General features: G+C 42.3%; 24 protein-coding genes and 1 tRNA gene. 14 read left to right on the top strand and 11 right to left on the bottom strand.

Annotation, left to right across the window (positions count from 1 at the left end; translation table 11 throughout):
• Positions 1-26 precede the first annotated feature (26 nt).
• Positions 27-782: a succinate dehydrogenase/fumarate reductase iron-sulfur subunit gene (locus QYZ87_06340; protein MDN4754146.1), complete on the top strand. Its 756-nt coding sequence runs from the start codon at positions 27-29 to the stop codon at positions 780-782.
• A 182-nt stretch (positions 783-964) separates the two neighbouring features.
• Entirely contained in the window at positions 965-1,822 is an 858-nt protein-coding gene (locus QYZ87_06335; GenBank protein ID MDN4754145.1) for an META domain-containing protein, read from the top strand.
• Between the two features lie 175 nt (positions 1,823-1,997).
• On the opposite strand, the gene QYZ87_06330 is transcribed toward QYZ87_06335, so the two are convergent.
• The gene (locus QYZ87_06330) at positions 1,998-2,495 is read right to left on the bottom strand and encodes a hypothetical protein (GenBank protein ID MDN4754144.1); all 498 of its coding nucleotides are present in this window, start codon (positions 2,493-2,495) and stop codon (positions 1,998-2,000) included.
• 249 nt (positions 2,496-2,744) lie between these two features.
• Between QYZ87_06330 and QYZ87_06325 the strand changes: the two genes are divergently transcribed.
• Both QYZ87_06325 and QYZ87_06320 read left to right on the top strand, forming a co-directional pair.
• Positions 2,745-2,819: transfer RNA gene (locus QYZ87_06325), tRNA-Val, on the top strand.
• A gap of 338 nt (positions 2,820-3,157) precedes the next feature.
• Entirely contained in the window at positions 3,158-6,034 is a 2,877-nt protein-coding gene (locus QYZ87_06320; GenBank protein ID MDN4754143.1) for a glycoside hydrolase family 3 N-terminal domain-containing protein, read from the top strand.
• A gap of 35 nt (positions 6,035-6,069) precedes the next feature.
• Here the strand turns inward: QYZ87_06320 and QYZ87_06315 are convergent, their stop codons facing one another.
• Complete coding sequence (locus QYZ87_06315) at positions 6,070-7,518, bottom strand: AAA family ATPase (protein MDN4754142.1); 1,449 nt, start codon at positions 7,516-7,518, stop codon at positions 6,070-6,072.
• A gap of 139 nt (positions 7,519-7,657) precedes the next feature.
• Here QYZ87_06315 and QYZ87_06310 point away from each other — a divergent pair, with 139 nt between their 5' ends.
• From QYZ87_06310 to QYZ87_06295, 4 genes are all read left to right on the top strand, one after another.
• Positions 7,658-8,362, top strand: coding sequence for a hypothetical protein (locus QYZ87_06310; GenBank protein ID MDN4754141.1), 705 nt, complete (start codon positions 7,658-7,660; stop codon positions 8,360-8,362).
• An 82-nt stretch (positions 8,363-8,444) separates the two neighbouring features.
• Complete coding sequence (locus QYZ87_06305; GenBank protein ID MDN4754140.1) at positions 8,445-9,320, top strand: DUF3822 family protein; 876 nt, start codon at positions 8,445-8,447, stop codon at positions 9,318-9,320.
• A complete protein-coding gene (gene rsmD / locus QYZ87_06300; protein ID MDN4754139.1) occupies positions 9,311-9,874 on the top strand; it encodes a 16S rRNA (guanine(966)-N(2))-methyltransferase RsmD in 564 nt (187 codons plus the stop codon). Before QYZ87_06305 ends, rsmD begins: the two co-directional genes overlap by 10 nt.
• Positions 9,875-9,895: 21 nt before the next feature.
• Positions 9,896-10,153 carry a GlsB/YeaQ/YmgE family stress response membrane protein gene (locus QYZ87_06295; protein MDN4754138.1) on the top strand — a complete coding sequence of 86 codons (258 nt, stop codon included), beginning with the start codon at positions 9,896-9,898 and terminating at the stop codon, positions 10,151-10,153.
• Between the two features lie 67 nt (positions 10,154-10,220).
• On the opposite strand, the gene QYZ87_06290 is transcribed toward QYZ87_06295, so the two are convergent.
• From QYZ87_06290 to QYZ87_06265, 6 genes are all read right to left on the bottom strand, one after another.
• Positions 10,221-10,706 carry a low molecular weight protein-tyrosine-phosphatase gene (locus tag QYZ87_06290; GenBank protein MDN4754137.1) on the bottom strand — a complete coding sequence of 162 codons (486 nt, stop codon included), beginning with the start codon at positions 10,704-10,706 and terminating at the stop codon, positions 10,221-10,223.
• A 29-nt stretch (positions 10,707-10,735) separates the two neighbouring features.
• Positions 10,736-12,940 carry a primosomal protein N' gene (gene priA, locus QYZ87_06285; GenBank protein ID MDN4754136.1) on the bottom strand — a complete coding sequence of 735 codons (2,205 nt, stop codon included), beginning with the start codon at positions 12,938-12,940 and terminating at the stop codon, positions 10,736-10,738.
• A gap of 16 nt (positions 12,941-12,956) precedes the next feature.
• Positions 12,957-14,063: an LptF/LptG family permease gene (locus tag QYZ87_06280; GenBank protein MDN4754135.1), complete on the bottom strand. Its 1,107-nt coding sequence runs from the start codon at positions 14,061-14,063 to the stop codon at positions 12,957-12,959.
• A 21-nt stretch (positions 14,064-14,084) separates the two neighbouring features.
• Positions 14,085-15,218 (bottom strand): tRNA guanosine(34) transglycosylase Tgt, encoded by a 1,134-nt coding sequence (gene tgt / locus QYZ87_06275; protein ID MDN4754134.1) that lies wholly within the window; start codon positions 15,216-15,218, stop codon positions 14,085-14,087.
• 172 nt (positions 15,219-15,390) lie between these two features.
• Positions 15,391-17,073, bottom strand: a complete 1,683-nt coding sequence (locus QYZ87_06270) for a nucleoside kinase (GenBank protein ID MDN4754133.1) — start codon at positions 17,071-17,073, stop codon at positions 15,391-15,393.
• 3 nt (positions 17,074-17,076) lie between these two features.
• Positions 17,077-17,475: a hypothetical protein gene (locus QYZ87_06265; protein ID MDN4754132.1), complete on the bottom strand. Its 399-nt coding sequence runs from the start codon at positions 17,473-17,475 to the stop codon at positions 17,077-17,079.
• A 743-nt stretch (positions 17,476-18,218) separates the two neighbouring features.
• Between QYZ87_06265 and QYZ87_06260 the strand changes: the two genes are divergently transcribed.
• Genes QYZ87_06260 through QYZ87_06235 form a run of 6 tightly spaced genes read left to right on the top strand, consistent with a single transcriptional unit; the run spans position 18,219 to position 22,401 of the window.
• Positions 18,219-18,911 (top strand): hypothetical protein, encoded by a 693-nt coding sequence (locus tag QYZ87_06260; GenBank protein MDN4754131.1) that lies wholly within the window; start codon positions 18,219-18,221, stop codon positions 18,909-18,911.
• 6 nt (positions 18,912-18,917) lie between these two features.
• Positions 18,918-19,628 carry a 16S rRNA (cytidine(1402)-2'-O)-methyltransferase gene (rsmI, locus tag QYZ87_06255; GenBank protein ID MDN4754130.1) on the top strand — a complete coding sequence of 237 codons (711 nt, stop codon included), beginning with the start codon at positions 18,918-18,920 and terminating at the stop codon, positions 19,626-19,628.
• A gap of 27 nt (positions 19,629-19,655) precedes the next feature.
• Positions 19,656-20,540 carry a hypothetical protein gene (locus QYZ87_06250; GenBank protein MDN4754129.1) on the top strand — a complete coding sequence of 295 codons (885 nt, stop codon included), beginning with the start codon at positions 19,656-19,658 and terminating at the stop codon, positions 20,538-20,540.
• 3 nt (positions 20,541-20,543) lie between these two features.
• On the top strand, positions 20,544-21,272 hold the full coding sequence (locus tag QYZ87_06245; protein ID MDN4754128.1) for a YjjG family noncanonical pyrimidine nucleotidase: 729 nt from the start codon (positions 20,544-20,546) through the stop codon (positions 21,270-21,272).
• Positions 21,273-21,274: 2 nt separating this feature from the next.
• Complete coding sequence (locus tag QYZ87_06240; protein ID MDN4754127.1) at positions 21,275-21,874, top strand: chromate transporter; 600 nt, start codon at positions 21,275-21,277, stop codon at positions 21,872-21,874.
• Entirely contained in the window at positions 21,871-22,401 is a 531-nt protein-coding gene (locus QYZ87_06235) for a chromate transporter (protein ID MDN4754126.1), read from the top strand. The genes QYZ87_06240 and QYZ87_06235 overlap by 4 nt, the downstream gene beginning before the upstream one ends.
• A 178-nt stretch (positions 22,402-22,579) precedes the next feature.
• Here the strand turns inward: QYZ87_06235 and QYZ87_06230 are convergent, their stop codons facing one another.
• Genes QYZ87_06230 through QYZ87_06220 form a run of 3 tightly spaced genes read right to left on the bottom strand, consistent with a single transcriptional unit; the run spans position 22,580 to position 25,694 of the window.
• On the bottom strand, positions 22,580-24,094 hold the full coding sequence (locus QYZ87_06230; GenBank protein ID MDN4754125.1) for a hypothetical protein: 1,515 nt from the start codon (positions 24,092-24,094) through the stop codon (positions 22,580-22,582).
• A gap of 29 nt (positions 24,095-24,123) precedes the next feature.
• A complete protein-coding gene (locus tag QYZ87_06225; protein MDN4754124.1) occupies positions 24,124-24,744 on the bottom strand; it encodes a ribonuclease HII in 621 nt (206 codons plus the stop codon).
• Complete coding sequence (locus tag QYZ87_06220; protein ID MDN4754123.1) at positions 24,741-25,694, bottom strand: cation diffusion facilitator family transporter; 954 nt, start codon at positions 25,692-25,694, stop codon at positions 24,741-24,743. Before QYZ87_06220 ends, QYZ87_06225 begins: the two co-directional genes overlap by 4 nt.
• Positions 25,695-25,899 lie beyond the last annotated feature (205 nt).

Raw genomic sequence — 25,899 nt, 5'->3', positions numbered from 1 at the left:
GACTATTTTAGAGACAGAAAAACTTTATGGATAAGAATATAAATATAAAGGTTAGGGTCTGGAGACAGAGAAGTGCTAAAGATAAAGGGCGCTTCGTTACCTATGATCTAGCTAATATTTCTCAAGGAAGTTCCTTCTTAGAAATGCTAGACATCCTTAACAATCAATTGATTCACGAAGGTGAAGAGCCAATTGTATTTGATCACGACTGCCGTGAAGGAATTTGTGGTATGTGCTCTCTCTACATTGATGGACACCCACACGGCCCAGATAATCTCATTACTACCTGTCAGCTTCATATGCGTAAGTTCAATGATGGTGATACCATTACTATTGAGCCATGGCGTTCTGCTGGTTTCCCTGTCATTCGTGACCTTATGGTTGATAGGACATCGTTTGATAAGATCCAACAAGCAGGTGGATTCGTTTCGGTTAATACAGGTAGTGCGATTGATGGTAACGCTATTCCTATTTCGCACGATACAGCAGAGCTAGCTATTGATGCTGCTTCTTGTATCGGTTGTGGTGCTTGTGTAGCTGCATGTAAGAATGGTTCAGCTATGTTGTTTGTTAGTGCTAAGGTGAGCCAATTTGCATTGCTTCCACAGGGACGTACAGAGGCAGCTCGTCGCGTAAAACGAATGGTAGCAAAGATGGACGAATTAGGTTTTGGTAACTGTACTAATACTCGTGCTTGTGAGGTTGAGTGCCCTAAGGGGGTTTCGATTTCCAACATTGCACGTATGAATAGAGAGTTCATCAAAGCTAAGAACAAAGACTGATACTGCATCAGCATTTAGATAGCTGATGAAATATTATAAAGCTCGTAGAGAAGTCATTTCTCTACGAGCTTTTTGTATATAAAAATCATAATTAAGAAAATACAACGAAATAAATTATCCCAACTAAATAGTAATCTGTAAATTAATATTCATAACTGAATATTAATTTTGAATAAATGTATATGAAACGAATTTGGATAACAATCAGCATCATACTTAGTGTATTTATGCTTAGTAGTTGCTCATCAAAAAGTCAAGTGATGAAGCTTAAGGGAGAGTGGTCAATAATAGAGGCTAATGGACAGCAGATCCAGTTAGAAAATGCATTTATTGGCATAAATCCTGAGAGCAAAACAATTTATGGTAATAGTGGATGTAATAATATCTTTGCTAGTATCGACACCGACGATCACCCCAATGAAATAGAGATAGAGGATCTCGCCTCTACACTATCTTTGTGTGAGCATTCTGACGTTGAGATGAGTATTCAGAATGCCTTGAATAAGGTGGAGAAATTTGAGCTCTCTAAAGACGGCAAAGAACTAAAGATGTATGATGAGGATAAGGCTGTAGTCTTAGTTCTCCAAAAAAGAAGTGATGATCTGAAGGATATCTCTAGTAATCAAGACACAAATGATCTGAACACTCCATCACTTTCGGACCAAACCATCATAAAGCCTTCTGAGCTAGATGGTGAGTGGAGTGTACTTCAGGTAGGAGATCTTATCATCAAAGAGCAAAAACTACAGAAGGAACCCGTGATAGGTTTTGACATAGATAAGCTTTCCATTGGAGGGAACCTGAGCTGTAATAGTTTCTCTTCATCCATAAGTTTTAGTGATGAAGATTCAGAAGACTATGACCCAACATGGATTGATATAGAGGCTATTATGACTACTCGCATGGCGTGTGAGAATATGGATGTAGAGCAAGCACTAGCCAAAGCATTGTCCGATGCTGACCATTTCTATATGAATGAAGATGGGACCGTGAGTTTCTATGCTGGTGGAGAAGAAGTTGTAGTACTTACACGAAAGTAACTATCAATCTTTGTCCATAATTTTTAGGCAACGGTGTTGTCGTTATAAGAAGTAAAAATCCTTCCTATAGGAAACAGAAATTTTTCATATGACTAAGAGAACTGTTTCCTATAGGAAGATTTTTGCCCATCATCTGGATGTCTTCTTCTGAAAAAAAAGACTCCGTCTAGAATTATTACTTCTTTATTTTCAACGTGATTAAGACCTCTCTACCACGTAACTGTGTGCTCTTGAATCCTCTATTTATCCCATTTTGCCACACAAAGCGTTGCTCTCTGATATTCGTAAGATTAGTAAGGTCCACCTGTACTCTATATTTATCATGACTATAATAGACCCCAGCACCTAGAAATAGGAAATTTAATGGTTCCCTTCTCTCATTCTTATCATAGTAATGTTGTAGATTTGCAGTAATACCCCATGCGTCACCGAGGAGAATAGTACTCTTGAAATTTTGTTCAAGTTCCCGTATTTGGCTGACGGTTTGCATTTCTTTAGCCTTCACCCATGAGGCATTCCCTCGTACAGAATAATCTAAGGATACAAAGGAACTACCAGTCCAACTCAACCCCAGTTGTCCCGTAAGAACATCCATCTCAAAAGGTAGCAGTTGTGACTGCTGAAAGGTTTCCCCTTTAGAATATTGATAGCCTATCTCCCCTGTCAGTGTCATATAAATGGAGGACAAAAACTTAGAGACAAAAGAGTACTAACAGAGATGACACATGTTAGGAACAATTGGATTAGTATAAGATAAAGAATACGTTTCATAGTACTGTAGTCCTAAAACTTTCATTGGATGACTAAATTTAGGTATAATTAACTATATAACAAAAGGGTCTCCATAAATTTGATCTTGCAAAAAATGTATCTGATTTGGAGAGATGAAGGAATGTAGCTATATTTGTGGTCTCTTAAGTATGAATCTTTAGCTCAGTTGGTTTAGAGCACTACCTTGACAGGGTAGGGGTCGGCAGTTCGAGTCTGCCAAGGTTCACATAATCTTTAATGAAGCACTCAGTAATAGTTTTTTTGAATAATGAATAAACTATTTCTGAGTGCTTTATTTTTATAACTAAAGCTACTATTGTGCAAGAATAGCATACAGCTTCTTTTCCTAAATACCGACTCAGAGCTTTCAAAATTTTGTTATCTTTGAAGATGTGCTTCGTATTGATATGAAGCGGGTTTATCACCATACATGTATAATAAGTAGGTCAATATAATATGCGACAGTTTATCTTCTTTTTTACCTTTTTATTCATTGTTCAGTCACCTATCTTTTCTCAAAGTAAGCAGGGTTACACCCCTAACTTTCAGAAAAATAGAGAACAAATGATTTCTGCAACTGCTTATGCCGATAGAATCATGAGCGACATGAATAGTGAGGAGAAATTGGCTCAGTTGATAATGCCTATGGTATGGCCAAAAGAGGATGCGACCTCTCAGGCTGAGTGGGATAAACTCGTGGCAAAGGGCTTTGGTGGTGTGCTGTGGCAGAAGGGGCATCCCGAGGCTCAATTGAGACTTACTAATAAGATGCGTCAGTCCGCAAAGGTTCCGATGCTTGTGGCAATGGATGGGGAGTGGGGACTGAGCATGAGGCTCTCTAATACCCTGAGCTGGCCACGTAATATTATGGTGGGAGCCGCTAACAGCGTAGCTTTAGCTGAGCAGTATGGTGCTGCTGTGGCTCAAGAAGCTAAGAGAATGGGCATTCACGTGAATTTTGCACCTGTGGCAGATGTGAATAATAACGCTCAAAATCCTGTGATCGGGACTAGGAGTTTTGGCTCTAATCCACAGAAAGTAGCCACACTGACTCTAGCATATGCAAAAGGTCTTGAGGATAATGGAGTCTTAGCTGTTGCAAAGCATTTCCCTGGTCATGGTGATACTAACGTGGACTCTCATAAGGCTTTGCCTATTATTAATAAGAGTCAGAGTGAATTGCAGGCATTGGAGCTGGTTCCTTTCAAAAGGTTTATAGAAGGGGGTATGGGTGGCATCATGACTGCTCATCTTACTGTACCATCTTTAGATGCTTCACGTAGAGCAGCCAGTGCTAGCCATAAGATTACCACAGACCTCTTACAAAATGAGATGGGCTTTGGTGGATTGATTTTTACCGATGGATTAGCGATGCAGGGGATTTTGGATGGTGTAGGAGGAAGTTCCGTGGCTGTCGAGGCTTTCAAGGCTGGAAATGATATCCTATTAGCTCCAAGTAATCCATACGCATCCTTGAGAGAATTATCACAGGCATTGGAGGCGGGAGAGATTTCTCAGGCTGAAGTAGAACGTAGGTGTCGGAAGGTATTAATATGGAAGTATTTACTAGACGTCAATAAGAATAATCCCCTGCCATCAGCTAATCTTTTGAGTGAGATCAAGCCGAAGGGGAGTGCTGACTTACTTAAGGAGATCAATCAAACAGGTGTTACTCTTCTTAAAAATGAATTAGGTGTAGTGCCAATTAGAGAATTAGGAGGACGTAAGATTGCTTTACTTAGATATGGTAATAGCAGGTGTGGTACACTTTACAGTACTCTAAAGCAATATACACCAATAGACTCATATACATTGAAGAGCGGTGCGTCCGCAGGAGAGCAAAGTCAGGTTTTTGCTCAGCTGCAGAAGTACGACCAAGTCATTGTGGTGGTCACATCACAGAATGCTAGGCCTACATCAGGGTTAGAGGAGTTGGCTAGAAAGACCCCTGTAGCATTGGTCTTTATGACAACTCCATATACAGCACTTCATTATGACCGCGTGATAAAATCAGCATCGGTAGTGGCGATGGGTTATGAAACTAAGGTGGAGGCCCAGCGCTCTATGGCTGAAGCTCTCATGGGCGGGATATCATTTAGAGGTAAGCTCCCAGTAGATTTGTCCCCTTTGTTCAAAGAGGGTGAAGGTCTAGAGACGCTCAAGACTCGTTTGAGCTTTGCTTCTCCCCAAAAAGTGGGTATGAATGAAGACATCCTAGCAGGTATAGATAGAATTGCTGAGGAGGGCATTGCTAAGGGTGCATATCCTGGATGTCAGGTCTTGGTGGCAAAAGATGGTTATATAGTGTATAGTAAGGCTTTTGGCTACAAAGATGCGGCCAAGAAGGAACCCAATAGTACGGAGACGCTTTATGATCTGGCTAGTGTGACGAAAGCCGTTGCGACCACACCATTGGTGATGATGGCAAAGGATGCTAAGCTACTATCGGTGCAGGATCGGATAGGAAAGCACCTAGCTTATTTAAAAGGAAGTAACAAAGAGGGGGTGCGTATTTCGGACCTCCTTTTTCATACGGGTGGTATGCCCGCAGTGATTCGCTTTTACTTTACTTTGATTGATTCCAATAGTTATACCTCACCTCTATTAACTTACCGCCCCAGAGCAGGCTTTCCTGTAAAGATAGCCAGAGATGGATGGGTACGCAAAGATTGGCGATATGAGCCTACAATGGTGCAGCGGGACTCTACTTCTCAATTCCCTGTACGTTTTGCTAAGGGATACTACCTTAGCAGCCATGTGAGGGATTCTATTCAACTGGCTATTCGTGATGCTAATCGGAGGACTCGGGGGTATCGTTATAGCGACATTGATTTTTTGCTCCTTCAGGATATATTAGAGCAGGCATATGAGAAGCCACTTAACCAACTTTTTAGTGAGCAGATAGCTCATCCGCTTGGGGCTAGTCGTTTGCTGTTCAAGCCCTATACTTCGTTCGACGTCAATGAGATAGCGGAGGGGCAAAGAGATGATTTCCTGAGAAAGCAGACTCTCCGTGGTGATGTGGATGATGAAGCTGCGGCAATGCTTGGGGGTGTCTCGGGGAATGCTGGTCTTTTTGGTAATGCAGAAGATATGGCGAAGGTCTTACAGATGCTATTAAATGGTGGCTACTATGGCGGGGAGCGTTACATTGATGGAGCAACGGTAAGAGCATTTACTACAGCCAAACACCCAACCTCTCCTTATGCGTTAGGATTTGATAGGCATCGAGGCAATAAGCGTGGGGCGGTAGCGATGGAGGCTCCTAGAACGACCTTTGGCCATACAGGCTTTACTGGTACCTGTTTTTGGATTGACCCAGAAAATAAGATTATATACATATTCTTGAGTAACCGAGTCGCTCCGATACGATGGAATAATAAACTTTCTGCTCTAGATATTCGCACGCGTATCCAATCCGTCATCTACCAGTCGTTATAATACCGTCTCCTATCCTTGGGTATAGGGCTTTTCTCTCATTCAGACTCCCCGTTAGTTCCGAAGATAAAGTCTGGAGGATTAATTATATATAGGTGTTCGGTAGCACGTGTCATCGCTGTGTATAACCAGCGACAAAAAGATAGATCTATCATCTCCGGTGTGAGGTAGCCAAAGCTGAGGTACACGTCTTTCCACTGTCCTCCTTGAGATTTGTGGCAGGTCATTGCGTAGGCATACTTTATCTGTAAGGCATTAAGGAATGGGTCTTTTCGTAGTTTTGCCACGAGATCTCTCCTATTGGTACATTCAGGATAGTCCTTAAGGACACTTTCGTATAGCTTTTCTCTCTGCTCTTTTGTGAGAGCAGGCGATTCAGTAAAGAGGCTTTCCATGATGATGTTGGCCGAGATAAACCCTCCATTAGAGTCTTCTAGCTCAGCCTCACGGAAGGTGAATCCATGTAGTTGTTGCTCCCTCCTTGTATTCAGAACCTTGAGGATTTCGCCATTAGCAATGAAGCTACTAATCGGCTTGCCATGATCGTCAAATGACTGGTACAGGTAATTATTTCGGACCACCATTAGTCGCTCACCGGGTATGACTTCATCGTCATAGTATAGTGAACGGTATCGGATGGCTTTATTAAATTCCTCCGCGTCACGATTAGATCGCGTCACTAGGATTGTTTCGTCTTGGCCTACATTTCTGAATGAATCCTCCATGCACTCGGGCAAGTCATACCCCGAGATAATGCTTACCTCACCATCCTCTTCAGGCATAGGTAGAAGGGGTTCACTCCATTTACCACCAGTTTGGAGATCTAATATTCTAGCTCTAAGTAGATAACTAAGATAGACAATCTCTCCACTCTTTTCCTGGCGGACAATATCTTTGAGAATGCCTTGATATAAACGGCTGCAATATCCAAGTAGGTAATTGGGGTCGAGGGCTGGGCTAAGCTCCGTCCCGACAGGAGGGAGCTGAGCATCGTCCCCAATCATCAGGATCTTGGTGCCATCCACACTAAAGCAAAAGTCTGTAAGGTCATCTAGTAATCTACCCGATCCGAAGCTTCCATATCCATCATTAGAGTTATTAATCATAGAGCATTCGTCCACGATATAAATAGTGCCATAAGGGTCCTTATTGTACCCAATTTCGTAACTAATTCCGGCACTACTGCTACGCTCTCTATAGATCGTCTTATGTATCGTGTGAGCAGGCATTTCGCAATATCCCTGCAGTACCTTAGCTGCTCTGCCAGTAGGAGCCAGTAGGACTAGGTTGATCCCCATACTGCGAAGCATTTTTGCAAAAGCCCCTACGAGACTACTCTTTCCGGTTCCTGCGTACCCTCGTAATAAAAATATGGAATGATCCTCTTGGTCCTCTAAGAATAATTGTAGCTGGTTAATGACTTCAAGTTGGCTTGAAGTGGGAGCGAAAGGAAAAAAATCTACAATCTTGTGGTCTTTATGTGGCATATTCAATAAAAATAACGAAATTTATGCACCTGATTTATTAGTTAATATGAAGAAAGTTTGCTACTTTTGTCTGTAGTATTTCGACTAATAGTTCGGGTACATTGAATTTGACTGCAAAATAACAAATATATTTCATGGTATGAAGATTATTACAAGAATTTTATTGACTATTGCGATCATTGGTTTGGGCTGGGCGTGTTTCAGCAGTATTCAAGGTCCAATAGATTTTAAGCGAACTAAAGATTCGCGCGACCAAGCTATCATCAAGGAGCTTCAAGATATCCGCAAAGCTCAGGTAGCTTATAAGCAGACTTACAATGTACATGCAGCGTCATTTGCTGAATTAAAGAAATGGCTAGAGAGTGGTTCTGTTCGTTCTGTTCGTAAGGAGATGGAACTGACCGAGGATCAGCTAAAGAAAGGAATGACAGAAGAAAAGGCTGTAGAGATAGTGAAGAAGGCTAAGGCTACAGGCAAATGGAATGAAGCTGAGAAGGAAGGGTTGAGTATTGTTAAGGATGGCGTTCGTAGATCTTTTACTCGTGATACAGTCCTTGTAGATGCAATGAGTGCCGTGTTCCCTAATGGAAGAGACTTATCTAGGTTCGGATATGTACCAGGTACAGATATTATGTTTGATATGGATACCGCTAGTGTACAAACTCAGTCAGGATTCAATATTAAGATATTCCAAGCAAGTGTCCTATTCAAAGATTATCTGAATGACCTCAACCAAAATGAGTTGGCTAACCTCATTGACAAGAAGGAGCAGCTAGGTCACTTCCCAGGTTTGAAAGTTGGTTCTCTAACAGAAATTAATAACAACGCTGGTAACTGGGAGTAATCAAAGTTTAGAATTTATAACAAGATGCGTTCCTCACGACTTTACCAAAGTGTGAGAGAACGCATTTCGTTTTTAATCATCCATGGAGAGAACAGGAAATAGCATCAAGATTGTGGATATTCTACGTAGTGATGAATTGCTGGATCAGGGGCAAGAGATAGCATTCACGACAGAATTACACGTACTTATTAGGGATCAAAAGCTGACCTTGATAGCTGTCCCTCAGTCAGGAGACACATCGCACGTATGGCTCGATACTATTGAGTTAGAGATGCCCTTAATGGATGGGTTAAAGAAGATCTTCTTTGAAAAGCCTATTCTTTCATTACCCTATAAGGCTACTCACATATATTTAGATCAGTGGAGATACACATTGGTTCCGAATGACTTGGATAAAAGTGGGACGCCTGAATTGTGGACTGCCCTTCATACTCCTATTGATGAGCAATATGTCCTCTCTCAGCAGATCGCCTCAGAGCAGCTAAGGCTACATTATACAGTTCCGCTTGAATTATATAACTTTTGCCAAAGGTCTTTTTCTCTACCTACGTATGATCATACTCTACAGCCTTTGATTGCTTTAGCAACACGACTAAGCCGGAAGAGTGAGCCAAAGCTAGTGATGATGAGAATAGGAAAGGCGGTTGTTGATGTTCTCTATGTCGCAGATGGGGTATTAGAACTTGTAAATCGCTATCAAGTGAGAAATGAAGTGGACATTCTTTACTTTGTTACCGCCCTTTGGAGACAGTTTTTTCTCTCCTCAGAGAGTGTCCCTTTATTTTTATATAACAGTGATTCATCTTTCATTACCGATACCTTTTTGGATCAATTAAATGAGTATATTAGCAGAGTGGAACTTAATTATTATCCCGGATTATTGTGTCCAGAGGAGGTGATAAAGCGATATGAAGCAGAGTTACCACCAGAGTTTATACTACAGTTATTATGCGAATAGTCAGTGGTAAATATGGGAAGAGACGCTTTCAAACGCCTTCCAACTTTAAAGGCCGTCCTACTACAGATATGGCAAAGGAAGGCTTATTCAATATCCTATCACATCGTATCGAACTTGAAGGACTACGAGTGCTAGACCTTTTTGCTGGCACAGGAAGTATAGGATTGGAGTTTCTGTCCCGAGGGGCTAGTCATGTGGATGCTATAGAGAAGGATTTTAGGCATATTGCATTCATAAAGAGTGTTGTGGAGGAGTTAGGAGACCCTAATTACAAGGTGTTCAAAAAAGATGTCCTTCATTTCATTAAAGAAAATACAGAGGTGAACGGAATTGACCATCCGTATGATTTGATTTTTGCTGATCCACCTTATAAATTGCAGGAGCTCCCAGAGCTTCCTAGTCGTATTCTGAATAGCCATTTATTGGCATCAGATGGTCTATTGATAGTGGAACATCCACGTGATGTTTCATTTGAACAAGAAGATGGGTTCGAAGAGGTGCGGAGTTATGGATCCGTCCACTTCAGCTTCTTTGTCCCCAGTATGAGTAAATAATTTGATAAAGAAAGTAGTATTATGAGTAGTATTTTAGTAGCATTATTAGTAGGACTAATAGCAGGAGTTATCGCTTCATGGCTTATGCCTGGTGGAGCTTCAGGCTGGATTATGAACATTATCTTAGGGCTATTAGGGGGCTTGGTAGGTAACTGGATTTTTGGACTCCTAAATGTTTCCACAGGAAATGGTTTTTGGGGTGCCTTAATTACAGCTGTCGTAGGTGCATGTATCTTAATCGCACTTTATAACTGGTTGATAAAAAAGAATAAGGCATAAGACCTTCTCTATAGTTAAGAAAAATCGTGACACATAGGAATTATAATCCTGTGTGTCACGATCTTTTTTATCGATTTACAGATGCTTCTGAAAGGTCTTCAATCAAGTTTCCAATAGCTTCCTCTAATAGGTCCAATACCAACGTAAAGCCATCTTGGCCACCATAGTATGGATCAGGGATATGATCCCATTTATTGCCCTCATTAAGGTAGTCTGCCATCTTGATAATCTTCCTGGAGGTCTCCAGTGTAGGAGCTTTGTCATACAGGGCTTGGATATTAGAGTCGTCCATTCCTATCAAGAGATCATATTCATCGTAATCATCAGTTGTGACGGGTCTGGAGATGCTCGTCACGTTGTAATCCCGTTTGCTCGCTTCCATACGCATCCGTCTGTCAGCTGGTTCGCCGTGATGCATCCCATGTATTCCGGCAGAGTCAACATAGAATAGATCATGAAGCCCACGTTCGTCTATAATCTTCTGTGCAATAGCTTCCGCAGCAGGGCTTCTGCAGATATTTCCTAGGCAGACGAATAGTAATTTCTTTTTCATTCTTTCTATAATCTATATGTATTCAAGAGTTATAAAGGATCTACGTCACCATAGATATGCAATTGAGGCCCTCTATAATTAGTTATAATATGTCCTATTGTATCATGTAGCACTTCTCTTAGTTCTTTCGTGGAGTGATTAAGAGGGGTTAGTAATGATAACTTATATCCAATCTCCTGATCCTTTTTGTGGATTGGTAGAGGTGCAGGCCCCATAATAGAGCAGTCCTTAAGCTTTTGTGTCAGTATGTTTTGTGTCTGTAAAGCGGCATTGTATGCTTCCTGCTGTGCTGAACTCTCAAAATAGAGGTCTATATGACGTGAGAATGGAGGAAAGAGTACAGTGTGTCGTTCCTCTAATTCATGATCCAGTAAGAGCCTATAATCATTTTCTAAAAAAGCGGTCAGTGCATTTTGCTTTTCTATGAAATATTGAATGACCATCCGTTTAAGCTTAGTAGCCTCGTCCCTACACTTAACGAGGAAGTGAAAAGCCTGCTCATTCGCTCTGAAGTCCGGAAATGTTGTTAGCAAGTCCAGTTGAAGAATCCCAATAGTTGTGGCTTGACGCAGTAGAGTGTGTGGCGGATCGTACGAAGTACTTAAGATGATTTGTGGCGATTCCGTCGCATTCTTTATTTCGTGATCCATGCAGATATTTACCCCTTTGTAGAGGCGCTCTAGAGCCGATCGCACTCTTTCAATGCCAGTCCCTTCAAGCACTAAATTGGGCTTATGACACTCCGGACATAATGAGGGCAGCGGCTCATAGTGCCCACACACCCCGCATACTAGCTTTTTGCTCTCTTGGAAATATCTGTATATAGTATGACACTTAGGGCATCTTGGACTCTCTCCGCATGCACTACACGTAGCCCGCTTGGCAAAGCCTTTTCTCTGATATAGTAACAAGGCTACGCCTTGCTCCTCTATCGCTTCACGAATGGCACCCATGAGCTCAAAGGAGAGCATACGCCCTTGTACCCTCTGACGCTCGAAAGCTTTGGGCATTGAGATCGTCTGAATGTCTATAGGTCTATTTTCATGCGAAACGCTAGCATAGACATACTTCTTCTGGATCGCATTCATGTAGCTTTCTATAGAAGGGGTAGCGGAGATCGATAGGCTTCTAGCCTTAGAGAAATGGCTCAGCATTATTGCTAGATTAGTTGCTGTAAATCTTGGTGCTGGTTCGTATTGTCGGTACCCCTTGTCCTCTTCGTCCATGACGATAGAGACCCCCAAGTTAGAGAATGGTAGCCATGCCGCAGCACGTAAACCCACATATACCCCTGCGTTGCCTTCGAGGGCTCCGAGCCAACTTTCTTCTCGTTCCTTATCTGTTGTCTCACTATAATAACACTTAATAGCCGAGCCAAAGAGTCCTTTTAGCTGAGGTAAAAGCAGTTCGAGTAGATCCAGTGTTGGAAATAGTAGTAATACTTGCTTCTTATCCTCCTCGAGTACACTTTTGATATATCCAAAAGGGATTCGCTCTTCAGCAGAGCTATTCTCCACATGAAGTAATAATATCTGTTGGCTTCCATAGCGGATCCTCTTGGATAGAGAGTCTTCCGTGGTACCCCTTACTGAGAGTGTAGGGGTTGGATCAGCCAAACGGATAGTTTTCTCCTCGATTATATGATGTTCTTTTAATTGCCGTACTACACCTGCACTGACATCTAACCATTTCGCTAAGTCCGCTAAGGACATAGGATTTTGATTTAGTGGGTCAAACTCCTGTGCAAGTTGGTTCATGGCCTTGGTGACCGCTGGCTTCCTCTTCATCTCAACAAAGAGAGAGGCTTGCCATGCTTCACTATTAAGAAAATGTTCACTTGGGACCCACCCTGTAATCGTACGAGCGGGCTTACGCAAAGCCTGATTCTGCTTGCCGTCGGGACGGATAGCTGAGGGCACGGCGGCTACAAATATATCACCCAGGCTACACATATAATAATGGGCAGCCCACTTCCAGAGCTCTATAATCTCCTTGGGAATAGGAGGGTATGGGAGTACTCTCTCCACATACTTATACCTTATAGGTTTATCTGATTTGACTTGACTAGAGATGGATAAGATGAGCCCTGTGTAGGTCTTCCCCTTACCGAAAGGTACCACCACCATTTTACCCACCAAGTTGTCCCATAGCTCCTCCAGTTCTCCCTTTATTTTATACGTGAAGATAGGATGAGAAAGCGGTAATGGTATAAGGATATTGGCGTATGCCGTCATGTTGCTGGATATTGGATTATCGAGGTGCCTTTAGATAAAAGAATATAGCAATAGGGATGAAAATAATATTGGCAAACCAAGCCGCAACCATAGGAGACATCACGCCACTAATGGCATAAGCACTTGATACGGTGAAGAGTAAGATGTATGCAAATGCTAACACCAAGCCAATGGCCATATTGACGCCCATTCCACCTTTTACTTTCCGAGAAGAGAGTGAAACGCCAATTAGTGTTAGTATAAATGCAGCTGGGATACTTGCGAAGCGGCGGTGGTATTCCACCTCAAAGTTTTGGATATTTCCCACCCCTCTCTTTTTTTGCTCCCCAATGTATTTATATAAATCACGTGTGACTAAGAGTTCGCCGTCCTCCGAAGATATCAGGAGATCGCTGGGGGTCAGGGTCAGAAGAGTGTCTTTGGCTGTCCCTATGCTATTCACCTCTTTTAGCCCCTCGAAGGTTCTTTCGCTATAATCATATATTGTCCAGTGGTATAGACTATCGTAGGAGATACGACTCGCGGTTAGCTGACTAACTAATGTGTTTTCGTCAAACTGTTGTAGGGAAAAGTTGTACCCCATATTCTCTCTAGAGTCAAACGTGCTGAAGTAGGCTATGACACCAGGAGACACCGCTACTTGTATGTTTTGGTCCATCTCTAGTTTCTTATTCATCACCCACTTATTAGTGAAGTTGATCCTAGTATTATTAAGGATGGGGATGACCTCACTGCTGAGGATAAATGAAGATAGAGCAATTACAGCAGCCGATATCATATAGGGCTTGAGGATCCTATTAAAGCTCATTCCTGCCGCCTGCATCGCAATAATCTCGGAGCGTCCAGCTAACTTACTGGTGAAGAATACCACCGTAATGAAGGTGAATAGAGGTGCTAGGAGGACTGCGAAGTATGGAAAAAGAGCTATATAATAATTGAGTATTTCGCTGAACTTAAGACCCGGAGCCATGAAGTTCTCAAGCTTCTCCTGGATGTCAATCACAATGATGATGACCATAATCAGCATGAGAATAAAGGCAAAGGTCCCAAGAAAGAGAGATATAATGTATCTATCTATTCTTAGTAATCCTAATTTGTTATATAGCTTATCCAACCGTTTCATTCTTTCTTCTTCACATCTCTATTATAATCTTTGTTCAAGATTAGGGAGAATATTTCTCTTCCACTCCGTGTAATCACCCGCAATGATATGTTTTCGAGCTGTCTTCACGAGATCTAGATAGAAAGCAAGATTATGGATACTAGCTATCTGTAACCCTAGTATCTCCTCACTTTTGATAAGGTGACGAAGATATGCTTTTGTATAAGCTTGATCAACGTAGCTAGTTCCCATTGGATCAAGTGGTGAGTGGTCATTTTTCCACTTCTCATTACGCATATTCATGGTCCCATTCCATGTAAAAAGCTGCCCATTCCTACCATTACGTGTAGGCATAATGCAGTCAAACATATCTACCCCTCTTTCTATCCCCTCTAGGATGTTGGCAGGAGTCCCCACACCCATGAGATATCTTGGCTTATCTTTGGGTAAGACATCATTCACCACTTCTATCATCTCATACATCACCTCTGTAGGCTCACCCACACTTAGCCCGCCGATGGCATTGCCATCAGCTCCTAGCTCAGCCACACGCTCAGCAGCTTCCCTCCTGAGGTCAGCATAGCCAGCACCCTGAACGATAGGGAATAGGCTCTGTTGGTAACCATATAGAGGTTCTGTCATTTTATGGAAATGGTGGTGGCATCGCTCCAGCCATTTCATGGTTAGCTCTAGTGAGTCCTTGGCATAAGTACGGTCGCAATCTCCTGGAGGACATTCATCAAAAGCCATGATGATATCCGCACCTATTGTCCGCTGTATCTCCATCACCTTTTCAGGGGTGAAGAGGTGACGACTACCATCTATATGACTCTGGAACTGCACCCCCTCTTCTGTGATTTTTCGGCGGTGTGCTAGGGAAAAGACTTGAAACCCACCGCTGTCGGTAAGCATAGGTCTGTTCCAGCTATTGAACTTCTGAATCCCACCAGCCTCTTTGATAATCTCTATCCCTGGTCGTAAGTATAGGTGATAGGTGTTACCTAAGATGATTTCAGCTTTTATATCCTCTCTTAACTCGTGTGCATGTACAGCCTTCACACTCCCAACCGTACCAACGGGCATAAAGATGGGCGTGTGGATAGTACCATGCTCGGTCTCTATTACTCCAGCTCTCGCAGAGGAGCGAGGGTCTGTATTTTCAATCGTAAACTTCATAGCCACAAAGTTACTATTTTCTTGAATTATAATTCCTTCTATTTGTAGAAAATACAGTACTAAATCCTCTTCAGCTGAAGTATGAGATAATATTCATTAGGAAGTATCGTTGATGCAGTATGTCCGTATCTTGTTCTCTACTTCCTTGCCCTCTCCCACTGGCTCACCAGAGTTATTCGTAGCTGCTACCACCCAAAAACTCTCTCAATAAAGAGGTGGATGGAATGTCGTTAATATCAATTGGGGTAAATAAGTTGAGCAGCTGTAATAGCCTATATGCTGTAGGGTATGCTGGGCTTATTTCCTGTACACCCATCAGTGCCTGAGATGCTTGTGGCTTCAGTGCTGAGATTTCGTATAGCATGGCACTATTAAGCATCACATCTGCATTCTCTTGGTATGGGAAGATCCATTTTTCCTCACCTCGTCTCACCTCGTCCCATCGCATGATGGTCTCTTCCGCAGAAGTACCACGATACTTTATGTCGCGTACCATACGGCGTAATAGCCTATTGTCACTTGAGCGGATCCAATTATGCTTATCCAAAGAAAGTGGCGTCAGTGCGGATACGTATATTTTGTACAATGCCTTAGCAGGGATAGGTCCCAACAGTTCGGGATTAAGTGCGTGTATCCCTTCCATAATCAAAACCCCATTCTCCTCGAGCCTCATTTTTTTGTACTCATGATACTCTCGCTCACCAGTAATGAAATTGTAAGTGGGGAGCTGAACCTCTTCGCCAGCTATCAACCTCGAGACATCCTCCTGTAATTGCTTTAGGTCGAGAGCATACAAACTCTCATAGTCAGGATTACCATGCTCGTCTAGAGGGGTGTCCACACGATTAATATAATAGTCATCCAAAGAGATCGCATGAGGCCATATTAGATTGGTAATCAATTGTGTCGAGATCCGCTTAGAGGTAGTCGTTTTCCCTGAGGACGAAGGTCCTGAGAGCAAAACCATTCGAACGCCCTCTTTGCTTTTTTGTGCAATGTTCGAGGCGATGTTAGCAATCCTCTTCTCGTGTATGGCTTCTGCCAAAGAGATGAGATGGGTACTTTTCCCAGATCTAACCGCCACGTTGAGTGGAGCAACATCCTCTATTTCAATCATCTTCATCAGGTTGAGATGATGCTTGAGGGCCGCAAATTGCTTGGGCTGTTGGGTTAGTGGGTATAGTTTGCTAGAGTCTTTCATGTCTGGTACCCGAAGGATGAACCCCTTCTCCATCGGTTCTAACCCAAACTTCCATATCATCCCTGTACGAGGGAGTGTGGGAGATAGGATGAAGTCATGGTACCCTTCGAGCTCGATGATAGGGATGTAGTATGACCCCATCTCGCGGATTAGTTCATCCGTTCCCTTCAATCCTTTGCTCTTAAAGTACTCTCTAGCTTTCTTATTTGGAAGCTTTTGATGGGTGATCGGTAGGTTCTCGTCTATGAGCTCTTGGATCCTATTTTCGAGATCTTTTAAAGTTTCACGCGAAGGCATCGCCTCCCCATTTCCTATAACACCGTAGTAACCATTGGATAATGCGTGCTCGATAGCGATTTCAGGAAGTCCTAAGTCTTCAGCAGCCCTGAATAATAGTAGTGTCAGTGTGCTGACATAGACTCTCCTACCTATCGACGATTCATACCCCAACCACTCAATGGATGCAGACTCGAAGATGGGCTTATCCAAAGGGGTTGGGGTATTATTGATAAGAGCTATCATAGGTAGCCCTCTGTCACACGTCTTTAAATCAATATTACACTCCTCCAATACTTCCAATGCGTTCAGTCCAGGCTGTACCTCACAGACTTGATCAAACTGGGGTAATTGGAGGATAATGTTTTGCAAAATCATATTTTATTCCTTTTCAGTCTCTCTGGTGCAGGTAGCTGTCCAGTTCTTACCGTCTTTGTTGAAGAAAATATTGAGCTTATTCTTAGTGATAGTAATTTTGTTGAGGCCTTCTCCCTTATACTCGTCTGCATTCTCATCGCGAGTCTCTAGCTGGATGTTATTAAGTGCTGGAATCTCGTCAGAAAAGACAAAGGTGTAGCTATTGCCAATCTTTGTAACGGTAACGCTACCATCTTTATTGGAGCGAAGGTCTAATCCACCATCTACACTGCCATAAGTCACAAGTCCATTGTACGTACCAACAAACACTTCGTCCTTAGAGGGGTCACTGCTGCATGCAGTAAAGCCAATCAAAAACATTACGACTAGGCTTACACATGATAATAATAAATTCTTTTTCATTGCTTTATATCTTTTGAAATTTTGTAAATAAATCGAGTGTAAATCTAATCAAAAAGAGATTAATTTTCCACACTTAAATAGCTCGTGAATAGTATGTGTTTGATAGTAAGTGTGTTGAGTTGTTTTTCTTTCGCTGTAGGGGCTTTTTTTAGCTCTTTTATTTTTGCCTGCAATTGGAGATGATTTTGGTGACTCTCGACCTGTCACAGTTTAGTTGAGCATAGGTAACGAGATGAGTGTCTTTTCAGAAGAAGACAATGCCCTGAGGGTTCGAAAAATTTATCCTATGAGAAACGTTTTTCCTGCTCATAGGATAAAATTATTTTTCCCGGTGGAACAGTTTTCGTTTCATATAACTAAAATCATGCGTACTATAGCTTCTCAAAAACAAAGCTCCGTTGTGGCGATTCGCGAACAGTCGGAGGTCTCATATTATCAAGGTCTTACAGCTGTCCTTTTTGTCTATTATTATAGATGTTTTTTTTAGTTCTTTATTTGTCTAAATAAATGCCCTTAACTTTTTGCCTTTCCTTCTCACAATAGCTTTATTATAAATCTGGGAAAATAGTCCTGCCTACAATGTTGTTCGCTAATGAAGTACCCGAAATATGAATCATGTAGGGTCTTCAGTATATGTGGCGAGAGCCTTTCCCTACTGTGGAGTATTGGTGCTCTTGGGATGTTCTGAATTAATTTGTATTTTTGTAGTCTATATATAATCACTAGTTACTTAATAATTATTTATGAGTCTTGACAATAAAGGAGTAGATGACAGGCTACTGAAGAGAATTGATGACATGATTGAGGAGCTACACCTCATTCGTCGTAGTGTCGCAGATCTCCTTGTGGCACAGGCTGATTCAGAAGCCCGTGCGTCAAGTTGTGAAGCTTCGATTACTAGCCTTGAAGACCTTTACCGAAAGGATTTTGGTGAAAAGGAGACCTCACAGAAGGCAGAAGAGTTTCCCTTCGTATCTCCTGAAGGCTTTGATAAGGAACCTATTACAGTTGAGGATCTACCTAGTGAAAAGTCGGTATCATCTATCGGAGGGGATGTAGTGAGTGAAGATGAGCCTAAAGAGGGTGAAGCAGAGTCGTTGGATACCTTTAATGAGTTATTTCATCTGGCAGAGCCCCAAGGTGCTATTAACGATATATTTGTGCCTCTGAATGACGAGAGTTCATTGGATACCATTTTTGAGAAGAGCTTGTCATTTGATCATCTTGTGGATAAGTTTTCATTAGCGGATCGATATTTTTATGCGAATGAGCTTTTTGAAGGGGATCAAGTGGCTTTTGATGAGGCCCTGGCAGATATCCAGAGGTTTTCTAACTGGAGTCAAGTAGAGAGCTATGTTTATGATGTGATTCGTCTTAAGAGGGATAATGCCATTGTCAAAGACTTTATGGCCGTTATTAAGAATGCTAGCCATTAAAAATTGATGATACACCCACTAGTGGTCATACCTACTCCTATAGGTAATCTGGAGGATATTACGTTAAGAAGCTTGAGGCTTCTAAAGGAGGCTGACTTGATATTGGCAGAGGATACGAGGACTACTGCACGCCTCTTGCAAGAATATCAGATCTCTGTACCAATGCGTAGCTATCATATCCACAATGAGCATGCTATAGTAGAGGATGTATCTAAGGAGATTTCCTTAGGTAAAAAGGTGGTATTGGTTTCGGATGCAGGAACGCCTGGGATTTCTGACCCCGGTTTTCTATTGGTCCGAGAGTGTATTAGTCAGGGATTAGATGTGGTCTGTTTGCCAGGTGCTACAGCCCTTATTCCTGCTTTGGTAGCGTCTGGGTTACCTGCTGATCGCTTCTTTTTTGAGGGGTTCCTTCCTCATAAGAAAGGGCGGTTAAGTCGTATAGAGCAGATGATCGAACGCGATGCTACGACGATCCTCTATGAGAGTCCTCGCCGACTGGTGAAGTTGCTAGAGCAGCTCTTGGAGGTCTTGGGTGATGAGCGAGAGGTGGTTGTCGCACGAGAGATTAGTAAGGTTTATGAAGAGTATAAGCGGGGTCTGCCAAGTGCCTTGATCCAGCACTTCTCCCAAGAGGAGCCAAAGGGCGAGATTGTGGTCTTAGTTGCCCCGTGTATAAAGGAAGAGAGAGTACATAAGAATAAGTATAAAGAGTAAGCATATCACAGAGAAGTAAATGAACTTATGAGAAAGAATTTTATAATCGTTATCATGATGGCCACCATGCTGCTGTTTGGAGCATGTAATGGCGAAAAGAGTAGCTCGTACAAGAAGCTACAGAATAGCTATGATTCACTTCTGGTGCAGAATACACGGAATAATCAAGAGCTGGAGAATGTGCTCAATCTTATTATGGAGATTGAGACAGAGATTGACAAAGTCGCAGTTACTGAGAATAGAGTGCGCGTAAGTTCGGCTAATGGAGAGTTGACCGAGGATGGCCGTACTCAATTGATGAATGATATCTCTTATATCACTAATTCTCTTCAAGAGAATAAGGAGCAATTGGCTCGCCAGATCGAAGAGCTTAAGAAGAAAGATATCAACCTTAGTGCTCTAAACAAAAAGATTAATAACCTACAAAAGCAAATCACAGAGAAGGAGAGAGAGATTGCTGAGCTGAATAATCTGTTGGCCGCAAAGGATCTAACTATTCAGGAACAAGGTGAGGCTATCACTAACCTGGAAGAGGATAAGCGTGCTAAGGAAGCAACTATCGCTATCCAAGATAGGAAGCTCACTCAGCAGGAGAAGAAGCTTTACACAGGCTATTACTGCTTTGGTACTGCTAGCGAGCTTAAGGAGCAGAACATCCTGTCAGGTGGTGGACTGTTCAGTAAGGCTAAGGTATTACCTGATGGGTTCAACCAAGATTATTTTATTCAAGTAGATACTCGTCAGATCACTACTATACAGCTATTTGCACCTAAAGCTTTGTTGCGTACAGATCATCCATCTAGTTCGTATGAATTAGTTAAGGATAATGAGGGTAATATGACCTTAAAGATTAATGACCAAGAGAGCTTTTGGAGTCGTAGCAAATATTTGGTTGTAGAGATCACTCTATAAAACGTGATTAAGACGGTCCTCATAGATTTAGACGATACCCTCTGGGCTACGCAGGAGAATAATAAGGCTGCATTGGGTGAGTTGTATTTGCTTCATAATTGGAGCTGTGGCTTTACTTCGTTCGAGGATCTTTTTCAGTACTATTATCCCCACAATGAATACCTTTGGGGTGAATATAGAGAAGGACGGATCAGTAAGCATGAGCTAACGATCCGTCGCTTCTCTTACTTTTTGGAAAAGATAGGCTCCTATACTGAGGATGAGATTCTAGCTCTTAATGAGCAATTCTTAGACCGCACAGCAATGAAAGAGGGGGTAGTAGAGGGAGCCTTTGATCTTTTAGAATATCTTAGTTCTCTATACAAAATCGTAGTGGTCTCTAATGGCTTCGTGGAGGTCCAGTATCGTAAGATGGCATCCGCTGGACTTACCCCATACATCGATGAGGTGGTCCTTAGCGAGGAGGTGGGTGTGAGTAAGCCAGCAAGAGGTATCTTTGATCATGCTTTGAATATCAGTCACGCACGAAAAAGTGAGACCATCTTTATAGGTGATAGCTGGTCAGCTGACATATTGGGGGCTCAGAATGCTGGACTTGCCTCCATTTGGTTCAATCCCAGCAAGGCGATGCCACCTAAGCCTCTCTCTGAGTATCGCTACCCTATATACGAAGTGCATACGTTGTTAGAGATTATACCTCTGATGAGATCTCTCTTATTCAAAAGTTTATAGCAATGAGTAGTCCTTCAATTAATAAGCCAGAAAGATCGTGGACTCAAATCTGGCTTTTGGCTAAAACCTTTTTTATCATCGGCGGATTCACATTTGGAGGTGGTCATGCAATGCTCGAATTGATACGGCGTGAGATCGTTGATCGTAGGCATTGGATGGGAGATGATGAGTTTATAGATCTTTTTGCTGTGGCACAGTCACTTCCGGGCATTTTTGCAGTTAATATGTCTATCTTCGTCGGTTATCGCTTGCAGGGAGTGCTAGGTGCTATTGTATGTGCTATTAGCTGTACATTTCCCAGTTTTGTTATCATTATTATATTGGCTATCTATGCCACAAAGTTTAAGGACAATCCAGCTGTAGAAGCGGTGTTTAAGGGAATGCGTCCTGCTGTAGTTGCGTTGATAGCAGCACCTTGTATCTCCGTATGGCGTACTCTAAGACTTGGTTGGAAATGGGTATGGGTACCTACTGTGGTAGCCATATCAGTATGGTTGTTAGGGATTAGCCCTGTTACGATGATTGTCGTGGCAGCTTTTCTTGGGTGGCTCTACACGATGTTTATCTCAAAGAATTTGATGAAAGGAGGGGATAAGAAATGAGTTTGTACGTACAGCTGTTATTCGTTTATCTTAAGATAGGACTCGTTGGTTTTGGTGGTGGGTATGCTATGCTTTCTCTGATTCAGGAGGAGGTGGTGACTAAGCATCAGTGGCTTTCGCTACAGGAATTTACGGACATTGTGGCGGTCTCACAGATGACTCCAGGGCCAATTGGTATTAATAGTGCTACCTATATTGGATATAGTGTTACTGGCTCAGTATGGGGTAGTATTATTGCCACGTTGGCAGTAATGTTACCATCCTTTGTTATAGTCCTATTAATCTCGCTCTCTTTTGCTAAGATCAAGAATAATAAACACTTCAATGCTATCTTTACAGGAATACGACCTGCAGCTGTTGGGTTGATCGCAGCGGCGGCATTACTTCTCTGTAATGGAGAGAACTTCATTGACTATATCAGTTATGCCATATTTGCAGTAACTTTATTATTGGTCGTGAAGAAGTGGATTCATCCCATCGCGTTGATTGTCTTAAGTGGAATTGCGGGGTACCTTATCTACATCTGAGGGAGCCTTTTTTATATCAATCTACTGCGTTCCGCAGTCAGTATTCTGAAGGGTAAGTACTTTGATGTGCTTTTTAATCTTGAAGGTCAGCCTATTGTGGTTTATTGATCATCAAGCATCTTGTCAGATTTATTTACAACCTGGCGAGAAAAGCATTAGGTGCAACTCTGCATCTGACTTATTGCTGAACTGACTCAGGTTCTACTGAGAAAGCCCGATCTTTCAGCCAATTTAATGCCTCTATTGAGAGCACATTATGATTGAGTGGTTCTGAGGAGATGTATGTGTTTTTCCCAAATAAAGACTCCTCCTTTTGCTTTTCAGAACTATCAGGAGAAGATGCCGAGGTAATGGCTAAAGCACTTATCTCTGGAATAAAGGGCATAGCCATAGTGGATTCGATCTTGTACTTAAAGTCTCTAAAAATAGGGAGTTTATTATTTTCATCAGTAGTACGGATCCCACCCATAGGCCAGAAGCTGGAGGGGTAGTAATCATAGCTTGGGACATTTTTAGGGTGCTTTTGTTGATAACTATATATAGTGTAATTGATGGGGATGAAGTAGAATAACTTTTTTTCAAGCTTCACTTCAAGTTTTGTGATCTCATCATTATGTGTGGCACCCGGTGCACAGTATACCTTTCCTTGTATTTTTGTTCTTCCTGGTAATATACTGAGAATGGCGGCTTTGGCATCACTAAGTAGAATCCCTGTGGAGATAGCAGCACTAAAATCCCATATCCCTCCAAATAGTCCTATGAAATCAGACCTTGCCTCAAAGTTCATGTCAATGTATGGCTCCTTCAGAGCAGCATGTTCCTTATTGTCCGAATTGGATATCGCAAAACATTGCATGCTATATCCCATGTCTCCCTTAGGGAGTCCGGCGTCATTCAGTTTTTTCAGCCAAGTATTATGCTTGGTATTATCTATTATTCCATTTGAGAGTACATTCTGAATGACCATCTGTTCAGCTGAGGCAGAGTGCATCGTGCTCCCTAACTGATTTAGAATATAAAGCTCAGCAGATGGTAGATGCTTTACAAATTGTTCTTTTGTCGAACCCAGTTTTGCTGCACCTTGTACGCCATAAGCCAATCCAAGAGGGAAGTGAGCTCCTAAATGGGGCGTGTCATAACTAACATAACAGCCGACCCCATGAGGGATTTGTTTTTCCTCCATTTGAGTAAGAGTCCATCTCCCTACTAAGCCACCCATGGAATGCCCTATGAGAGTAATTCTTTCATTTGATTGATTTTGTGAGAGGACCTCTTGTAGCCATAATAGGATCACCTTGAGGGTTTCACTATTTGATTCAATGGGGGCTTCGGCATCTCTCCAAGCTACATATATGAGATCCATTTCTGGAAAGACCGGACGCACACTTGTGAGTACCTCTGCTCGTATTGGATTATATAGCCCTATCCGGGTTAAGAAGTTTGGAAAGAAGCCTTCAACTATGACGAGAGGGTGGGTGATCTTTTTTTCTTGATTTTCAGAAGAATAAAGGATGTAGACGTCCGCTTCGGTCTGATTATTTTCGTAGGGTAATCCAAGGAAGACCAGGCTCTCATCCGCAACATCCATGATGGCGGTTGGTTGTAGAGTGCTGGTACCTCGACCTATTTGGGCATATGTAGGTATTGCAGCAGTGCTGGAGAGTATGGTAATGATCATTGTCATCAATGCCATCTTACCAAATCTTATGTGATTTCGTGTGTTCATTTTAGGGTAAAAAGAGTTGGTTGGCACGGACCGAAGCTTTTTCGGTGAAGTGGTGAGATTCCATATCGTTGGATCGCAATGAGGTGCTTTTGTGTGCCGTAGCCCATATTATGCTCCCAATCATATTGTGGATAATCAAGGGCGTATGCTTTCATCATATTATCGCGGTACACTTTAGCAAGAATAGATGCAGCAGCGATACTGGCTACTTTGTCATCACCTCCAACGATGGTCTCGTATGGTATCTCGAGTGTCGAGTGAAATCTATTTCCGTCTATGAGTAGATATTCAGGAGCCATCAGAAGCCCCTTAATTGATTCCGTCATAGCTAGGAAGGTAGCTTGTAGGATGTTTACTCTATCTATATGTGCTGGAGAAATTTCTCCGATAGCATAGGCAATGGCTTGTTCTTTTATTTGGACGGAGAGCATCTCTCTCTTGAGAGCCGAAAGTTTTTTGGAGTCATGCAATCCCTCTATTGAGCAATCCTCTGGTAGTATGACTGCTGCGGCGACCACAGGTCCTGCTAGACAGCCTCTACCCACTTCATCAACCCCAGCTTCGAGTCTATCCTTTTTTATCCTGTTTGGTAACTGTATGGTCGTTTTACTTTTCACCTTTTTGAGTCATTTATCTGGTGGGTGTATGGAAGTTTGGGCTCTTGGTGGATAATGATATGAGTGCTTTCACCGAATTGATCTCTTAGTTTTCTCTCAATGATAATAGTATAATCATGAGCCTCAAAGAGTGTGAGGTTTCCATCTACTCTAATATCTAGCTCAATAGCCATCACATCGCTCCCTAGCATTCTGGTCCTAAGATTATGAGGATCATACACACCCTCTACCTCTCCTGCGATCTTGAGGATTTCCTCTTGGATATCCTTCGACAAACTCCCGTCAGTGAGTTTTGCTAAGGATGGTTTCCATATCTCTAATGCCATGCGGATGATGAGAAGAGCCACAATGAAAGCAGCTAGAGGCTCCAGAAGCCTAGCTGTATCACCAATCAGGATAGATCCTGTGGCTCCTATGAGTACTGCTGTGGCACTCAGCACATCACTCCTGTGGTCTAGTGCTTCGGCATGCAGGGCCTCGCTCTTGGTCTCTTTTGCTTTTCTGAGCGTGTACCTGTAGGCCCCGATTTTTAATACAATTGCGAATAGAGCGACTACTACCACGGTCCACTCAGGCTGCTCTGGCAATAGGCCTTTGGTGAAGTAATCAACAAAGGTGATGGTGGACTTTGCAATGATTATCGCTGATGCTACAATCATCATCGCCGATAGAGTGAAGGCTGCGATGGTCTCATACTTACCATGCCCATAGTGGTGATCATCATCTCTCGGCTTCCCAGAGAGCTTCAGGAAGACATAGACAATGATATTACTGAGAATATCAGCTAGTGAATTGATTCCATCAGCTATCAGTGCAACGCTATTACCAATGACGCCCACAAAGAGCTTCAGTGGCGGTAAAATGAGATTAACCCAGAAACTAACCATGTAAGCTCTCATCTTTTCTTGGTGTCTTACTTCGTTAGCATTGTTATTTATTTCTCTTGACATTACATCAATATTCTTTTGACATCCAATTTATTATCTCTCTTTTACAAAGATACTATTTCTTTTGTTCCAAAGTCCAAACTATTATGAGGTAGGGGCTGACCCTTCGTTCAGCAATCTCTAAATGTTTATGGTCGTATCAATTCTTACAAATGGGTGCTTCGATGGCAAAATAATAGGAGCGAAACCTTATAGTTGGTTTCGCTCC

Source organism: Porphyromonadaceae bacterium W3.11 (assembly GCA_030434245.1).
Classification (GTDB): domain Bacteria; phylum Bacteroidota; class Bacteroidia; order Bacteroidales; family Porphyromonadaceae; genus Porphyromonas_A.
The sequence above is the reverse complement of the archived record's forward strand: the minus strand, read 5'-3'. Positions and strand labels throughout refer to the sequence as shown.

Coding starts and splice junctions, on each gene's coding strand:
- QYZ87_06235 (MDN4754126.1), top strand. CDS start 21,871: ATGAGTTTGTACGTACAGCTGTTATTCGTTTATCTTAAGATAGGACTC.
- QYZ87_06260 (MDN4754131.1), top strand. CDS start 18,219: ATGAGTCTTGACAATAAAGGAGTAGATGACAGGCTACTGAAGAGAATT.
- QYZ87_06310 (MDN4754141.1), top strand. CDS start 7,658: ATGAAGATTATTACAAGAATTTTATTGACTATTGCGATCATTGGTTTG.
- QYZ87_06240 (MDN4754127.1), top strand. CDS start 21,275: ATGAGTAGTCCTTCAATTAATAAGCCAGAAAGATCGTGGACTCAAATC.
- QYZ87_06335 (MDN4754145.1), top strand. CDS start 965: ATGAAACGAATTTGGATAACAATCAGCATCATACTTAGTGTATTTATG.
- QYZ87_06340 (MDN4754146.1), top strand. CDS start 27: ATGGATAAGAATATAAATATAAAGGTTAGGGTCTGGAGACAGAGAAGT.
- QYZ87_06220 (MDN4754123.1), bottom strand. CDS start 25,694: ATGTCAAGAGAAATAAATAACAATGCTAACGAAGTAAGACACCAAGAA.
- QYZ87_06330 (MDN4754144.1), bottom strand. CDS start 2,495: ATGACACTGACAGGGGAGATAGGCTATCAATATTCTAAAGGGGAAACC.
- rsmI (MDN4754130.1), top strand. CDS start 18,918: ATGATACACCCACTAGTGGTCATACCTACTCCTATAGGTAATCTGGAG.
- QYZ87_06295 (MDN4754138.1), top strand. CDS start 9,896: ATGAGTAGTATTTTAGTAGCATTATTAGTAGGACTAATAGCAGGAGTT.
- QYZ87_06320 (MDN4754143.1), top strand. CDS start 3,158: ATGATTTCTGCAACTGCTTATGCCGATAGAATCATGAGCGACATGAAT.
- QYZ87_06230 (MDN4754125.1), bottom strand. CDS start 24,094: ATGGCATTGATGACAATGATCATTACCATACTCTCCAGCACTGCTGCA.
- QYZ87_06280 (MDN4754135.1), bottom strand. CDS start 14,063: ATGAAACGGTTGGATAAGCTATATAACAAATTAGGATTACTAAGAATA.
- QYZ87_06305 (MDN4754140.1), top strand. CDS start 8,445: ATGGAGAGAACAGGAAATAGCATCAAGATTGTGGATATTCTACGTAGT.
- tgt (MDN4754134.1), bottom strand. CDS start 15,218: ATGAAGTTTACGATTGAAAATACAGACCCTCGCTCCTCTGCGAGAGCT.
- QYZ87_06265 (MDN4754132.1), bottom strand. CDS start 17,475: ATGAAAAAGAATTTATTATTATCATGTGTAAGCCTAGTCGTAATGTTT.
- QYZ87_06250 (MDN4754129.1), top strand. CDS start 19,656: ATGAGAAAGAATTTTATAATCGTTATCATGATGGCCACCATGCTGCTG.
- rsmD (MDN4754139.1), top strand. CDS start 9,311: ATGCGAATAGTCAGTGGTAAATATGGGAAGAGACGCTTTCAAACGCCT.
- QYZ87_06270 (MDN4754133.1), bottom strand. CDS start 17,073: ATGATTTTGCAAAACATTATCCTCCAATTACCCCAGTTTGATCAAGTC.
- QYZ87_06290 (MDN4754137.1), bottom strand. CDS start 10,706: ATGAAAAAGAAATTACTATTCGTCTGCCTAGGAAATATCTGCAGAAGC.
- QYZ87_06315 (MDN4754142.1), bottom strand. CDS start 7,518: ATGCCACATAAAGACCACAAGATTGTAGATTTTTTTCCTTTCGCTCCC.
- priA (MDN4754136.1), bottom strand. CDS start 12,940: ATGACGGCATACGCCAATATCCTTATACCATTACCGCTTTCTCATCCT.